This is a genomic window from Staphylococcus sp. HMSC059F04 (assembly GCF_001812565.1).
GTDB lineage: Bacteria > Bacillota > Bacilli > Staphylococcales > Staphylococcaceae > Staphylococcus > Staphylococcus lugdunensis.
This window is the reverse complement of sequence record NZ_KV809468.1, coordinates 356,214-371,462: the sequence shown is the minus strand read 5'-3', so window position 1 is coordinate 371,462 and position 15,249 is coordinate 356,214. Positions and strand designations below refer to the sequence as shown.

General features: G+C 31.5%; 17 protein-coding genes. 12 read left to right on the top strand and 5 right to left on the bottom strand.

Annotated features, from left to right (window positions below):
* Nucleotides 1-155 precede the first annotated feature (155 nt).
* The 9 genes from HMPREF2864_RS06670 (at nucleotide 156) to HMPREF2864_RS06630 (ending at nucleotide 9,245) form a co-directional block, all read left to right on the top strand.
* Complete coding sequence (locus tag HMPREF2864_RS06670) at nucleotides 156-779, top strand: Bax inhibitor-1/YccA family protein (RefSeq protein WP_371089515.1); 624 nt, start codon at nucleotides 156-158, stop codon at nucleotides 777-779.
* Nucleotides 780-1,087: 308 nt separating this feature from the next.
* On the top strand, nucleotides 1,088-3,232 hold the full coding sequence (locus HMPREF2864_RS06665) for a helix-turn-helix domain-containing protein (RefSeq protein WP_060795728.1): 2,145 nt from the start codon (nucleotides 1,088-1,090) through the stop codon (nucleotides 3,230-3,232).
* 143 nt (nucleotides 3,233-3,375) lie between these two features.
* Nucleotides 3,376-3,735 carry a transcriptional regulator, SarA/Rot family gene (locus HMPREF2864_RS06660; RefSeq protein ID WP_002459800.1) on the top strand — a complete coding sequence of 120 codons (360 nt, stop codon included), beginning with the start codon at nucleotides 3,376-3,378 and terminating at the stop codon, nucleotides 3,733-3,735.
* A 233-nt stretch (nucleotides 3,736-3,968) separates the two neighbouring features.
* Nucleotides 3,969-4,685: a YebC/PmpR family DNA-binding transcriptional regulator gene (locus tag HMPREF2864_RS06655; protein WP_002459799.1), complete on the top strand. Its 717-nt coding sequence runs from the start codon at nucleotides 3,969-3,971 to the stop codon at nucleotides 4,683-4,685.
* Nucleotides 4,685-5,152 (top strand): cupin domain-containing protein, encoded by a 468-nt coding sequence (locus tag HMPREF2864_RS06650; RefSeq protein WP_070545072.1) that lies wholly within the window; start codon nucleotides 4,685-4,687, stop codon nucleotides 5,150-5,152. Before HMPREF2864_RS06655 ends, HMPREF2864_RS06650 begins: the two co-directional genes overlap by 1 nt.
* A 383-nt stretch (nucleotides 5,153-5,535) precedes the next feature.
* Nucleotides 5,536-6,150, top strand: coding sequence for a ribonuclease FAU-1 family protein (locus HMPREF2864_RS06645; RefSeq protein WP_070545070.1), 615 nt, complete (start codon nucleotides 5,536-5,538; stop codon nucleotides 6,148-6,150).
* 450 nt (nucleotides 6,151-6,600) lie between these two features.
* Nucleotides 6,601-7,455: a LysR family transcriptional regulator gene (locus tag HMPREF2864_RS06640; protein ID WP_002459796.1), complete on the top strand. Its 855-nt coding sequence runs from the start codon at nucleotides 6,601-6,603 to the stop codon at nucleotides 7,453-7,455.
* A gap of 85 nt (nucleotides 7,456-7,540) precedes the next feature.
* Nucleotides 7,541-8,758, top strand: a complete 1,218-nt coding sequence (locus tag HMPREF2864_RS06635) for a sugar efflux transporter (RefSeq protein WP_070572151.1) — start codon at nucleotides 7,541-7,543, stop codon at nucleotides 8,756-8,758.
* A gap of 1 nt (nucleotide 8,759) precedes the next feature.
* On the top strand, nucleotides 8,760-9,245 hold the full coding sequence (locus tag HMPREF2864_RS06630) for a DUF456 domain-containing protein (protein ID WP_070572149.1): 486 nt from the start codon (nucleotides 8,760-8,762) through the stop codon (nucleotides 9,243-9,245).
* 380 nt (nucleotides 9,246-9,625) lie between these two features.
* Here HMPREF2864_RS06630 and HMPREF2864_RS06625 read toward each other — a convergent pair whose 3' ends face one another.
* A complete protein-coding gene (locus HMPREF2864_RS06625; RefSeq protein WP_002459792.1) occupies nucleotides 9,626-10,315 on the bottom strand; it encodes a DUF1129 family protein in 690 nt (229 codons plus the stop codon).
* 210 nt (nucleotides 10,316-10,525) lie between these two features.
* On the opposite strand from HMPREF2864_RS06625, the gene HMPREF2864_RS06620 reads away from it, so the two are divergent.
* The 3 genes from HMPREF2864_RS06620 (at nucleotide 10,526) to HMPREF2864_RS06610 (ending at nucleotide 12,056) form a co-directional block, all read left to right on the top strand.
* Nucleotides 10,526-10,978, top strand: coding sequence for an SA0632 family lipoprotein (locus tag HMPREF2864_RS06620; RefSeq protein ID WP_002459791.1), 453 nt, complete (start codon nucleotides 10,526-10,528; stop codon nucleotides 10,976-10,978).
* Between the two features lie 125 nt (nucleotides 10,979-11,103).
* Entirely contained in the window at nucleotides 11,104-11,400 is a 297-nt protein-coding gene (locus HMPREF2864_RS06615) for a hypothetical protein (protein WP_002459790.1), read from the top strand.
* 113 nt (nucleotides 11,401-11,513) lie between these two features.
* The gene (locus HMPREF2864_RS06610; RefSeq protein WP_070545068.1) at nucleotides 11,514-12,056 is read left to right on the top strand and encodes a GNAT family N-acetyltransferase; all 543 of its coding nucleotides are present in this window, start codon (nucleotides 11,514-11,516) and stop codon (nucleotides 12,054-12,056) included.
* Between the two features lie 32 nt (nucleotides 12,057-12,088).
* Here the strand turns inward: HMPREF2864_RS06610 and HMPREF2864_RS06605 are convergent, their stop codons facing one another.
* The 4 genes from HMPREF2864_RS06605 to HMPREF2864_RS06590 all read right to left on the bottom strand — a co-directional run bounded on the left by HMPREF2864_RS06605 (nucleotide 12,089) and on the right by HMPREF2864_RS06590 (nucleotide 15,012).
* Nucleotides 12,089-12,655, bottom strand: coding sequence for an LOG family protein (locus HMPREF2864_RS06605; RefSeq protein WP_002459788.1), 567 nt, complete (start codon nucleotides 12,653-12,655; stop codon nucleotides 12,089-12,091).
* 15 nt (nucleotides 12,656-12,670) lie between these two features.
* On the bottom strand, nucleotides 12,671-13,117 hold the full coding sequence (locus HMPREF2864_RS06600) for a YaiI/YqxD family protein (protein ID WP_070545066.1): 447 nt from the start codon (nucleotides 13,115-13,117) through the stop codon (nucleotides 12,671-12,673).
* A gap of 4 nt (nucleotides 13,118-13,121) precedes the next feature.
* Nucleotides 13,122-13,802 carry a hypothetical protein gene (locus HMPREF2864_RS12150; protein WP_002459786.1) on the bottom strand — a complete coding sequence of 227 codons (681 nt, stop codon included), beginning with the start codon at nucleotides 13,800-13,802 and terminating at the stop codon, nucleotides 13,122-13,124.
* A 337-nt stretch (nucleotides 13,803-14,139) separates the two neighbouring features.
* Nucleotides 14,140-15,012 (bottom strand): undecaprenyl-diphosphate phosphatase, encoded by an 873-nt coding sequence (locus tag HMPREF2864_RS06590; protein ID WP_070545064.1) that lies wholly within the window; start codon nucleotides 15,010-15,012, stop codon nucleotides 14,140-14,142.
* Between the last annotated feature and the right edge of the window lie 237 nt (nucleotides 15,013-15,249).

Sequence of the window (15,249 nt, the reverse complement as noted above, 5' to 3'; positions counted from 1 at the left end):
ATATTTCGAGAATAAAAAATGAAATGTAAATGCATTTATCCAACTGGATTATTCATTTTCAATAAAACAATGTTTATCTTATTGTCTTAGTGTTATAAATAACTATTGAAGGAAGGAGCAATAGCATGAATGATTTTTCAAAGAAACAAAGACATATGACAGATCACAGTCAATCTAAGTCATGGGCGTATTCGCAAGTATGGTTATATTTTATGTATTATTGGCTTATATTTGGTATTGGTTGTTATTTTGGACAATACCTTCCTGATGAATGGCGAATGCCGTTGTCTATAGGATTGTTAGTTCTTATTTTTTCTACCTTAATATTTAAAAGAGCGCGTAAATATGGTTTGATTATTTCTCATATCTATGCGATTATCGTGGGACTATTATCATACGCGATGTTTACAACATACTTACAAAATTTAGGTGCGGATGTATTTTATAAAAATATTGTCTTAGCTATTGGTGCATTTGTTATTTTTGGAGTGATAGGTTTTTTCTTTATAAAAGATGCATCAAGTATAGGAAGATATTTGTTTGTAACATTACTGGCACTGATTGTAGCATCTCTTATTGGACTGTTTATTCATAATCCAGTATTTTATACGGTTATCACGGTAGTCAGCTTGTTTCTGTTTCTTCTATATACTTTATATGATTTTAATAGAATGAAACGGGGTCAATTTTCACCGAGAGAAATGGGTTTTAATCTGTTTATTAATTTGCTTAATATTATTCTTGATATTTTAAGCTTAGCAAACCGTTTTCGAAATTAATCGAAAAATAAATATCTTAAATCAAAAGATGTTTGCGCTTTGTTTTACTTGTTTAGTGTAGTAAAGTTTTGGCAACAGCATGCCAATAATCAGCGGAAGAATTACACTAACCCAAAGCGCAATATTTTTTTATGTAATTTTATAGTTATTAATAAAATAGAAAAAACATAACAATAAATATGTTAGTTTATTTTTGCTAATATATTTAGATTGTGTTAAATTTATGCTTATTATTATAGGAAAAGCGGACTTTATGTTAAGTAAAATATAAGGGTTATGAGCTAGCAAGATTAGAAAGAGGAAGATATATGACTAATACTTTTTTTCGAATCCTCACTAAAGAAGAATATCAACCAACACGATGTATCGATGGTATTATTGTCATTTTACCTATACAAGGGGATCTGACGATTCAGCATTTTGCTAATTCTACTACGATTAGTGATGAAATATATATCATAAATAATAAAGATATTTTTACAATTAAACAGAATCATAAATCATTAATGCTTTACATTACGAGCGATTGGTTTAAAAATCACGATTATGTATTTTTTGATTATAAGTATTCTGTGAACTTAATAAAATCAATCAATAAATTAAAACAACTGATGCTTAAAATTGCGATTAACTATATTAATCAAATGCCCATAACTAGTAATGAAAACTACATTAAACAAATGGTGGAAGTAATAGCAACAGAAGGAAGTGTTGATTTAGAAACGGCTGAAAATCAATATAAATTTTTATTTTATGGGGAACTTAGCCAAATACTAGAATATATTAATAAACACTCTCATGAAAAACTAACGTTAAATGCGCTATCTCAAAATTTATTCACCTCAAAATCCAACATTTCCGCACAGTTTCACCAAAACTTAAACATGGGTTTTAAACAATACGTTGATTCACTAAAAATTGCTGAATCAATTGAATACTTGTTAACTGAAAATTCAACTATTAGTCATATTAGCGATAAATTAGGGTTTAGTAATTCGGCTAGCTATACGAAAATGTTTAAAAGTTATATTGGTATTACACCTAATGATTATCGAAGTTTAAATATAAAGGATAAATATTTATTAATGAATTATGAAGTGTTAAGTGAGGATAATGAACAACATTTAAAAACAGTACTCAGACAACAGATTAATTATTATCAAGAAAATATTGAACGTAAAATATTTATAGACAACAATAAAGTAAAAACAAAGCAAAATTTTGAACTTGTAACTCAGATTAATACTGTTGAAGAGTTTAAAGAGTTATTCTTTATTAAAATCAAAGGAAAAGCTAATATTAATACAGAAAATTTAATTATCTATGTTAATTTTGGTATTGGAACATTAATTAATAATCTGAGTGATGCTGAAATTGGAGATATGTTTAAAAAAATTGCGGCAAATAATTTGCATATTGCCTTTAAAATTCAATCATTAGAAATTATGGATTATATCGAGCGCATTTATGTACAAGTAGTAGAACGTTTAAACTATAAGAAATCATTAGCAAATGGTGATCGTGGTATTATCATGCTTGTATTTGATATGGAAGTAATAGAACTAAAAGAAATTTATCGGCTTATTTTAAAAATTCAAAATAAGCAATTTGGTTTAAGATTTGGTTTAGACATTAGCTGTTTGCTTAACGAAACAGTCATGTTTAAAACATTAGAATCACAAATAAAACGTATCGGTTTTGATTATTTATTTATTGATAATGCTCACCTTGAACAACCATATTTACTAGAAGATAGTCAACATTTATTATTAAAAAATATTTTAGAGTATCAGAATATCGAAAAAATATTAACACAAATTGATTTATCATATAGCAAAGTTATATTTTTAAATATAGAGAACCACCAATTTTTAAATAATGAAAACGACTTGAGTAACAGTGCCCCATTAATTATTGAAACCTTTTTGAAAACGGCAGAGTTATTTGATGGTATGGGTGTTAACTTATATTTTAGTAGAAATTCGTTTAATGCAATTCATATCTTTGATGAAAATGGTTTTAAAACGGTGTTAGGCATCATCATTGGTCAAATTAAATGGATGATGAACCAGTCCAGAACAATTAAAGATAATTATATTGTAGTAGAAAATGAGGCACAGTATACATTATTCTTATATGATTGGAGAGTATTTGAAAGCGAAGCATCAATTACCTATTTCGGTGATACAGAAGTATTAATTCATTTTGAAGAAGCAGCTGAACAATCGATTCGATTAATTAAGTCGGAAAAAGTTGACGAGAAAAATGGTAATATCAATCACATCATTAATCGCCATATTCGTGAAAAATACAATTGGACTCAGGAATTATTAAAAGAAATTGAAGATCATTTACATACGACTATGAGAATTATTGAACATGACTTCAGGAAAGACTATTTTAAAGTTAATTTAGGTTATGATTCATTAAGAATCATAAAAATATTCAAATAGTGTGCAATTAATGCGTAGTGCAATTCAATTCAAATGTGTTGGTAATTTTGGCAATGAATATTAAACAAATGAAAACGACAACCTCTAAAACATAGTAGATAATTATAATATATTGTCCGCTTATATTTGGAGGTGCAATAGTATTGAGTAAAGATAAATTAAATCAATTACTAAATCTTTATAAGAAGCATAAATTATTGTCAGAATATATAGATAAAAAATATAAGTTGACGCTTAATGATTTAGCAGTATTAAAACTTGCTAAAGATTATACTTCAGAAGAGAAAGTATTGATGCAATCGTTTTTAAAATTAGCGATTGAAGAATTAGATTTAAGTAGAACGAAGTTACTTGTTTCTATCCGTCGACTTATCGACAAAGAAAAATTAAGTAAACAACGTTCAGAAGAAGATGAGCGTAAAATTTTCATTTATATGAATGATGACAATATTGAAAGTTTTAATGACTTATTTAAAGATGTCGAAGAATTATTAGAAATCTAAGTTTGTTTGTACTGGCAAAGTTTACTTTGTCAGTATTTTTAATTTTATTTAAGCTCAATCATCAATATAAAAACAATCGGATATAAGATGAGTTAATGATAGGCGGACATATATTGATATAATAGAATTGTTACTAAATTGGCATGTTTACGTGCTGTATGTTATATATAATCGTTGGAAAATCATGTATAATAAATAGTGTTAATTTAGAAGAACGAAAGTGAGATGACATTATGGGTCGTAAATGGAATAATATTAAAGAGAAAAAAGCCCAAAAGGATAAAAACACTAGCAGAATTTATGCTAAATTTGGTAAAGAAATATATGTTGCAGCAAAATCAGGCGAGCCTGATCCAAATTCAAACCAAGCATTACGCTTAGTGTTAGAACGTGCTAAAACATATTCAGTACCTAATCATATCATTGACAAGGCAATCGATAAGGCTAAAGGTGCAGGAGAAGAAAACTTTGACCATCTTAGATACGAAGGTTTTGGTCCAAGCGGCTCTATGATAATTGTCGATGCGTTAACGAATAATGTAAATCGTACAGCCTCAGACGTTCGAGCTGCTTTTGGTAAAAATGGAGGAAACATGGGCGTATCAGGTTCTGTTGCATATATGTTTGATGATACTGCTACATTTGCTATTGAAGGAAAGTCTGCGGATGATGTATTAGAAGCATTAATGGAACAAGATGTTGATGTGAGAGATGTTATTGATGAAGATGGCTTAACTGTTGTCTATGCAGAACCAGATCAATTTGCGCAAGTGCAAGAAGCATTACGTGCAATAGGTGTAGAAGAGTTCAAAGTAGCAGAATTTGAAATGTTACCTCAAACGGATATAGAATTATCAGCTGAGGATCAAGAAACATTTGAAAAATTAGTTGATGCACTTGAAGAGTTGGAAGACGTTCAAAACGTTTTCCATAACGTGGATTTAAAATAATGATATCTGCAGAAGAATGGATTAATCGACTTGAATTAATGCCTCATCCCGAGGGAGGCTATTATAAAGAAACGCTACGACCGGATGATAAAAAGCGTGCATCATATAGCAGTATATATTTTCTATTAAAAGATGCAGATGTGTCTCATTTTCATCGTATTGATGCGGATGAGGTATGGTATTACCATAGTGGTGAAACGCTTTTAATTCATATGATTACAACAGAGGGTAAATACTATGTTGAACAGTTAGGACAAAATGTTGCTGATGGTGATGTCTTGCAATGTGTTGTTCCTAAAGGCACGATATTTGCCTCAAGTTTAAAACATTCTAAAGGATACGGTATTGTTGGTTGCATGTGTCAACCTGCATTTGAATTTGAACACTTTGAATTATTGGCACAAGCAATATTATTAGAAAAGTATCCTCAACACCAAGAGATTATTAAAGCTTATGCAGTAGAATAGACGCATAACTTGAAACACAATTGTGATTTCATATTAAATAAGAATGCCATGTGCTTATTAACGGCACAAGGTGTTCTTTTTTTTTAGAATTTTTCTTGTGGTTCAACGGTATTATATAATGATATGTGAAGGTGATTTTTAGCTTAGATGTGAGTATATACATTATGGACCAAGTGATATGCTTTTGTTTAAATTTTAATTTTTGAAAATCTAGTTTAAATCTCAAAATTCATAGTAATATTATCGATTTTACCAAAATTCATAAATATATAGTAGAATATAAATGATCGAAGTCAAATAAATGCATGTAATTAATACAAAGTTTCGGATAAGATGACAGACGATAGTTAGTCTAATATAATAATGACAAGGAGTTGGTGGCTGTGAAAGTAAAATATATTGATAAACGTCACTGGCGTCGCCTTATAGAAAGGGAATATATAGAAGTTAAGGTGAATAATAAAAGATTCAAGGGCATTATCGGTTTAGTGACGATGAATAAAGTACGTGAACCGCTTGAGGTGACGGTAGTTGGAAAGCATATGGTTGTGGCTGATGACCATTATCAATGGCTGCAGATTTTACCCGAAAAGAAACGGTACAGTATTACAGCAATGTTTGATGATAAAGGCCAACCGTTAGAATATTATTTCGATATAAATATCAAAAACATTACACAAAAAGGTAATGCTAGAACATTAGACTTATTTCTAGATGTCTTAGTATTGCCTACTGGTAAGTATGAGCTTGTTGATGAAGATGACTTAATGAATGCGTTAGTTAATGAACAAATCACTAAAAGACAGTATCATGAAGCCTATATGATAGCACATCAATTGATGATTGAGATAAATGATAATTTTGATGAACTTGAACGACGAATCATGCATTGTTACCGCAAAATGAATCAAAAGAAACATAAAGCGAAACGACATCACCATCAACCACCTCAACCACAGCAACGTCATAAAAGAAAAAAACGCTTTACAGAAGACTAAGATTTAAATCATGTATGTTTAACATTAGCCAAGAGAAACCGTTATAGAGACTTTCAAAACAAAAAGCAACGGACAACACAAGTTGGAGTGGGGCCCCAACACAAAGACTTTCGAAGCGAAAGACAACGGACAACGCAAGTTGGGGTGGACCCAACACAAAGAAATGCAGTTAATATTTCAACAAGCAAAGCAAGTTAGGGATGGGACTTTCTACAGAAGCTTGTCATTATTAGCAAGAGTTTAAAAATACATTTTACATTAGACAATTAGTATTTTTATAATGTAGGTTTATCTACTTAATTATTTTATGTTTTACCAAAATAATGACTTATGCACTAATAGTACTTTTACTTTATAAAGTATTGTTATGATGGGCGCTGTTTAAATCCTAAACGTTTTAGTTATGACTTTATTATGTATGGATAAGCAAGAGGATTGTAGGGGGAAACTATGAAAATTGAAGACTATAGATTACTTATAACATTGGATGAGACAAAAACATTGCGCAAAGCTGCAGAATTATTATATATTTCGCAACCTGCTGTCACACAGCGATTAAAAGCAATTGAAAATAATTTTGGCGTAGATATTTTTATTCGTACAAAAAAGCAACTCATTACTACAACAGAAGGGGCTATGATTATTGAGCATGCTCGCGATATGTTAAAGCGAGAACGTTTATTTTACGATAAAATGCAGGCGCATATTGGAGAGGTCAATGGTACGATATCTATTGGTTGTTCTTCTTTGATAGGACAAACATTGCTTCCAGATGTCTTAAGTTTATATAATACACAGTTTCCAAATGTTGAAATACAAGTTCAAGTAGGTTCGACTGAACATATCAAAGCACATCATCGTGATTATCATGTTATGATTACGCGGGGAAATAAGGTTATGAACCTAACAAACACCCATTTATTTAATGATGAACATTACTTTATTTACCCTAAAGATAAGCGTGCAGAAGTAGATAAACTTCCATTTATTGAGTTTCAAGCAGATCCCATTTATATTAATCAAATTAAAGAATGGTACAATGATAACTTAGGACAAGATTTCCATGCAACCATTACTGTTGATCAAGTTGGAACATGTAAAGAGATGTTATTGAGTGGTGTAGGAGTAACTATTTTACCTGAGGTTATGATGAAATACATTGATAAAAATCAATTTGAATGTGAAAAAGTATTAATTGAAGGTCAGCCACTGATACGCTCTACATTTATGAGTTACGAAGCGAATATGTTGCAGTTGCCACAAGTAGATTCATTTGTTAATTTAATGTATAACTTTATACGCTAATTTATAGGATATCGTGCCGCAATATGTATCATGTTAACCTTGTCGGCATTTAGATTAATTAATTTTAAGGATAGAGGGTACGTTTATGTTTAAAGCATTACTCCATATTAAAAACTATAAATTATTTGTGGTAAATATGATGCTTCTCGGTATGGGTATCGCAATTACGGTACCCTATTTTGTATTATTTGCGACGAATGAATTAGGTATGACAACCAATCAGTTCGGCATTTTATTAGCGCTTGCTGCGGTTAGTCAATTTACAATAAATTCTATAGTCGCGCGCTTTTCAGACACGCATAATATTAATCGTAAGTTTTTAATTATTACTGCCTTATTTATGGGGGCAGTTAGTTTCTCTATATATTTTTATATTCATGATATTTGGTTATTTATTATTACATATGCGATTTTTCAAGGTTTATTTGCACCAGCAATGCCTCAATTATATGCTTCTGCTAGAGAATCTATCAATATATCGTCTTCCAGAAAAAATGCTAAATTTGCCAATACAGTGTTACGATCAATGTTTTCTTTTGGCTTCCTTTTCGGGCCGTTGATAGGTTCACGTCTTATCCATTTTAATGGGTACGCTGGACTCTTCGGAGGAACAGTTACTATTATTTTATTTACGTTATTATTGCAGGTCTTCTTTTATCAAGATTTAAAGTTAACAGGAGAACAACAAGTTGGTGGAACAGCACATATTGAAACCACAGCGCCGAATATGTTGAAAGATGTTACCTTGTTTTTGCCTTTTGTAGCATTTATTTTGCTACATATTGGGCAATGGATGTATACCATGAATATGCCGTTGTTTGTAACAAAACAGTTGCATATTTCTGAAGATTATGTGGGGACATTAGCAAGCTTATGCGCAGGATTAGAAGTTCCATTCATGGTGATTTTAGGAATGTTAGCGACTAAGTTGCAAACTAGAACATTATTGATTGTTGGAGCACTAAGTGGTGGTGCGTTTTATTTTAGCATTGGTATCTTTAATAACATATATATGATGATGCTTGGGCAAGTTTTTCTGGCCTTCTTTTTAGCGATTTTACTTGGCTTAGGCATCAGTTATTTTCAGGATATTTTACCTGATTTTCCCGGCTACGCTTCTACACTTTTTGCTAATGCGATGGTAATTGGGCAGCTATGTGGGAATTTATTAGGTGGTGCCATGAGTCAGTGGGTTGGTTTAGAAAATGTCTTTTTTGTATCAGCAAGCTCAATATTTATTGGTATGGTGCTAATCTTTTTCACGAAAGATCAAAAATTTACTGAAGAAAAGGTGATATCTTAATATGACTGTCTTATTGTGGTTATTAATTATTTTCGCATTTATTTTGGCATTTGTTGGACTTATTAAACCTGTGATACCCTCTGTTTTGATGTTGTGGGTTGGTTTTTTAATTTATCAATTCGCATTTAATAATGGTGAATTATCATGGATATTTTATGTGTCAATGATAGTGTTAACGGTACTCATGTTTATCTCTGATTTTGCAATGAATAAATATTTTGTTAATAAATATGGTGGTTCAAAGATAAGTGAGTATGTTGCACTTATAGGTGTGCTCGTTGGTTGTTTTGTCTTCCCACCATTTGGCATTATCATTATTCCTTTTGTAGCAGTTTTTGCAGTTGAACTTATGCAAGATTTCGATGTGAACAAAGCTTTTAAAGCAAGCTTGGGTTCAATCGTAGCTTTCTTAACCAGCAACATTGCCAAAGCGTTCATCATGTTTATCATGATTGTATGGTTTTTTATAGATGCATTTGTGATATAAACTAGAAGATGCTGGATAGAAATCTCAAGTATTAATCTTTTTGAAAAGGATGACTAGGATTGAAAAAGCTTGGTATAAGCGTATTTTTAATTCAGTCAACTACTGCTAATATAGAGTTCATAACTTAAAACATAATTATGTTCCAGACTCATGTCAATTAGTTTTACAAATGCGCACCAGGCGGGGCATCGTTCATCGAAAAAAGCCAGTAAATGAGTTTTTTATAAATTCATTTACTGGTTTCTTTATTTATGATGTTTTATATTGTTGTCCCGATTTATATTATCTGTTGAGTCTCTTAAGGAAGTTCATAATGATGGGCCCACCCCAGCTTGCGTTGTCCGTAGAAATGCTTGGTGCATTTCTCTGTGCTGGGGCCCCTATAGTCTTGTGTTGGCGTTTTTGTTGGTGTGTCGGTGTTTTGTGTAGAATGCGATGGGTGTAATGATGAGTGATGCGATAATAAAGTGCCAGTTGCTAATTGTGATATAGGGTCCGATTGCAAGGAATGATTGTGGGATAAAGAATACATAGACGAGTGCTGAAATAAGTAATCCTATGACGATGTAGGTTAATATCCATACTAAGTTTTTATTATTAAAACATTGAAGTTGAACCGTTTTGAAAATCATCCATATAAATAAAAAAATGATAAATAAACCAATGATGACAATAATTGGAAAGGTGTATAGATATATGCGGTTGTTATTGCCGCCGATAAAGAACCCAATAAATCCTTTACAAAAACAAAAAACACCTATTAAAAACATAAAATTTTGATAAATATAGTTAAAAATATTATTGATCGTTTCGTTTGGCAATGCGCGGATCTCCTGTTTTGCGTGTGCTTTAGGGTCGTGATTGAAAAATTCCAAAGCAAGGGTACCATTATCTTCTGCCTTCAATAATTGCTTTAATATACGATTGAGCATTAGTTCTGAATCATACGGATTGACACTGAGTTCTGCTCGTACATACGTCATGTAATTCTCGAATATTTCTCTATCCGTATTATTTAGTCGTAGTGATTTGACATTATTTTCCCGCATGAGTTGAGACGTAGATTTCATACATTATTTTAAGCTCCTTTAGATATAGTAATAATAGTTATTATATCAATTATGATTAATCATATCATAGAAGTTGAAATAAATTAATTATCGTAATTACTATAAGTAGCTAGATAAACATTTATTAAAGCACGATTAGTTATAACAAATGATTAGAAAGTGGTTTCATGTTAAAATAATAGTATTCACTTATATTCAAAGGAGTCAAACATGAAGAAGGGGCTTGTGCTATTATTAGCAGCAATTTTTTTATTAACAGCATGCGGTAAGGGAAATGATGAAAAGCAATCTTTAGAACAAGATATACAAAAATTAGAAAAAGAGAAAAAAGATTTAGAAAAGCAAGAAGAGAAACTTAAAAGCGATAAAGAGAAATATAAAAGTCAACGTGAGACTTTAGAAAAAGAAGTAGAAGAGATGCAAAGTACTTCATCAGATGATGACAAAGATAATAAAGAAAAAACGAGTGACAAAAGTAAAGAGAAGTCATCACAACATCAAACAACGCACCACCAAAATAAAGATCAACAAAATCAGCATCAAAATTCAAACAATACAGATAACACACAGACAGATAAAGATAAGACGCATAAACAACAGTCATCACAATCTACTAAGAATGATACACAGAAGCAATCAAAGCAACCAAAACAACAACAATGATTCAATGTCACAAGTTAAAAAATTTGTGCCGTTTTATGTCTGATGTTACCGGGTATGTATAACCATAAATACAGAACGTGTATATGAACAAGTTTACATATCGACTTTAAAAGGAGCGAGCAACAATGCATGAACAAGATTTTCGTATTTTAGAAGGCCAAGATATTACTTTACCAGAATTAGGGCGTGAATTAGAAACGTTAACTGGACGTACAATTGTAGATTCTACAGGTGAAATCAATCGAGTAGTGGCACACTTGCCAAACTTTGATTCGGATTTTGATACATTTGTTGCTACATATAAATTAAATCATCAAAATGATTTCATTGATGCTATTTTTACAGCACCGAAAGCTCAGCGTAATCGTTTAAAAGAGATTCCTGTGCATATCGAATTAATTAGTTATATTTCGAAAGCTTAGTTGATACAAAGAACAAACATATAGTAGGTTGCGCGGTATGAAGAGTTTCTGTTCATAACGCGCTTCTTTTTATAGAGCACTGTTACAGAATGAAGCGATGAGGTGAAAGCAGAATGACTGTTTATATAGAAACGGAAAGATTGAAATTACGTGATTGGGAAGAAAATGATTTATTACCATTTCAAAAATTGAATGCAAATCCACAAGTTAGACGTTATTTTCCTAGTTTATTAAGTTATCGCCGTTCAGCGTTAGATATGAAACAAATGCAAAAAAATATTACAGCAACGGGGATAGGTCTATTTGCAGTAGAATTAAAAGAAACTAATGAGTGGATTGGGTTTATTGGTCTGAATTATATTCCAAAAGATAGCCAATATCCATTTAATAATTTACCATTTTATGAAATAGGTTGGCGTTTAATTCCAGAGGTATGGGGAAATGGTATTGCAACTGAAGGCGCTGAAGCTGTGCTAAAATATGCACAAGAAAAGGGAGTTTATGACATATACAGTCTAACGGCAGAGACAAATTTATCGTCACGAAAAGTGATGGAGAAAATAGGGATGAAAGTCTTTGATCGTTTCGAATTTCCTGAATTGAATAAATATCATCCACTTAAAATGCAAGTTAGGTATTATAAAAATCTCAAATAAAAAAATAGCCGCTCGTGTGGGCGACTATTTTTTTAATCGTAACTTCTTTCGCCAAGTGGTTTAGCGTTTTGAAGCCCATGTAGTAAGTCTTCTTTTGTGTGATATAGAGGTGCTAAAGCTTTATATTTATCGTCAATAAAGCCTTCTTGAATCATGTGAATAATAAGTTGATGTAATGGCTCAAAAAAACCGTTTAAATTATAAATACCAATCGGTTTTTGATAAATACCAATTTGTGTCCAACTATAGATTTCAAAAAATTCTTCAAGCGAACCAGCACCGCCTGGAGCGAGGATAAAAGCATCTGCTAATTCTGCCATTTTCTCTTTTCTTTGATGAAGCGAATCCACTAGAATAAGTTCAGAAACCCGTTGGCTCGTAATTTCTTTAGTATCTAATTCTTTAGGCATGACGCCAATAACAGTGCCATTGTGATCTAGTACACCATTTTGTATGGCACCCATAATGCCTACAGAACCAGCGCCAAAAATGAGTTCATAACCTTGTTGCGCCATATATTTTCCTAAGTTATATGCTTCGTTGACATAGGTTGGATTACTGCCTTTACTTGCGCCACAGAAAACTGCAATTTTTTTCATGATGATAAATGCCTCCTATATTTGAGAGAGTACACGTCGAAATATATGTTCAAAGTGTTGCTGATCTTTGTTAGAAAAAGGAGCCGGTCCCTTGTGCCGACCACCTTGTGCTCTAAGTTGAGCATGGTTATAACGCTGTTGTATCAACATGTCAATGTTAGTACTATTGTATATATAGCCTTTATGGTGTAGTACTGTTTTAACTTTGTTTAACAATAGACACGCCAAACCATAATCTTGCGTGATAACGATATCTTTACTTTGCGCTAATTGAACGATTTTATAATCCACTGCATCCGGTCCATCATCGACATATATCGTGTTAACGTGTTCTGGATAAGTCTGCGTTGTATAGTGACTGAAGCTACGTACAATTATAACAAAAATGCCTGTCCCTGAGGTTAATTCAATAACAGATTGAATGACAGGACAAGCATCTCCATCAATGATAATCGATGTCATCTTGTTAAGACTCATGATGTGTTTCTTTATTATTTTGTTTAGTTACACTTTGAGCATCATGTTCTTCATATTTTTTTATTTCTTTAATACGTGCTTTTTTATTCTTGTCACGATTTTTTTCTTCATCATGATGACGTTGTTCGATGTTTTTTTGTAACTTTTTAGCCAGTTTTTTAATATCATGTTTGTTATCTTTAGCTAATTTTTCGCCTTTTTTCTCTGTTTCATCATCTAATGCGCCGGGTGTTAGGCCTACTTTTTCTTGATACTTTTGAGTTTTCTTTAAATCTTTTATACGCTGTTTCTCATTTTTTTCACGTGCCTTTGCTTCTTCTTTATGACGTTGTTCGATATTTTTTTGAAGTTTTTTATCCATTTTATCGGCTTCTTTGCGATTTTTCTTCGCTAATTTTTCGCCTTTTTTCTCAATATATTCAGGATCATTTTCTTTTGCAATTTTTTTCAATTCTCGTTTGTTATCATGTTCTTGTTTTTTATCAATAACAAATTCTTTAACGTCAGTAGCTTTATTAGCTACAGTTTTAGATGCACGTGATGTTGCAGCAGTTACTTTTTTGACTTCAGAATGATTTTTGATATGTTTACGTTCAGTAACTAAGGGCACAATAAAAATAGGTAAAACGTTTATTAGTGTCTTAATTAGATGTCTTTTCTTTTGATCCATAGATATTGCCTCCAGTTCATATGCTTATCTTATTCATTACCCTATGACACTCTAGTATAAACGATAAATATACTGTATTGGTATATGTCTAAATATTCGTTTAAATAGTAATGACATCATTATAAAAAGGGACTCAGGAACTAATTCCTGATCTTAAGAAAAATAGTAGGTCTACAACTACAACATGGTAAATATAGTTTGAATAAGAAAAATGGCAATTTCTACATTATTCCAATAGAAATTGCCATTATTATTTGATTAGAGACGTATCTATATTTTCCATAATCTTTTCATGAATAACACCATCAGTAAATAGTGCTATACACAATGTATTAAATTAATAAATCCCTTTACCAATGCCGAAACCAAAGTAAAGAATAGCGATAATTACTACTAAGATAATACGATATATAGCGAATGGTACTAATTTAATTTTATTGATTAAATGTAAGAAAGTTTTGATTGCGATTAACCCAACGATAAATGCTGCTAGGAAACCTAAAAGATAAAATGGTATGTGTGCTAAGTGAATATATTCATAGTGTTTAATTAAAGATAAACCACTTGCTGCTAGCATAATTGGTACTGACATAATAAATGTAAAATCAGATGCCGCTTTGTGATTCATTTTCATAAGTACACCCGTTGAAATTGTAGAACCCGAGCGACTAAATCCAGGCCACATTGCAATGGCTTGAGAAATACCAATGACAAATGCTTGGAAATAATTAATTTGATCTACATTTTGTGGGTGCTTAACTTTTTCACTATATTTATCCGCAATAATCATATAAATGGCACCTAAAAATAACCCAATCATTACAGTAGGAACACTGAATAAATATTTTTCAATTAAATCATCAAACATTAGACCTAAAATACCGGCTGGAATCATACCGACAAGTACGTGTAACAAGTTCAAACGACGTGGTTTAGAGCGAAACTCTTCACTTATCGGTGCTTGATGTTGTTTTCCAATATGTAATAATTCGAAAAAACGTTCTCTAAAGACCCAAGATGCAGCAAAAACAGACCCTAATTGAATGACTACTTTAAATGTAAAAGCAGATTCACTTCCTAGAAAATCAGTGGATTTCAACCACATATCATCCATTAAAATCATGTGACCTGTTGATGATACAGGAGCGAATTCAGTAAGTCCTTCAACGATACCTAGAATGATACCTTTGATTAACTCAAGTAAAAACATAGATTAACCTACCTTCTTAAATATCTTATTTATATTCATGAATCTTAAAAAATTACTACATTATCATAGCATATTAAATTCATTCCTAGCTACTGATTATTAGTTTAGAACTTATAAACTAGACTAAAGTTGTATATTAAACGATATTTATGAATACGTCATGAAATGACGATTTATTTTTGAATGGATATGTTTAACCTTCACGTAGTAAATTAAAGTGGAAAGGGAAAAAGTAGT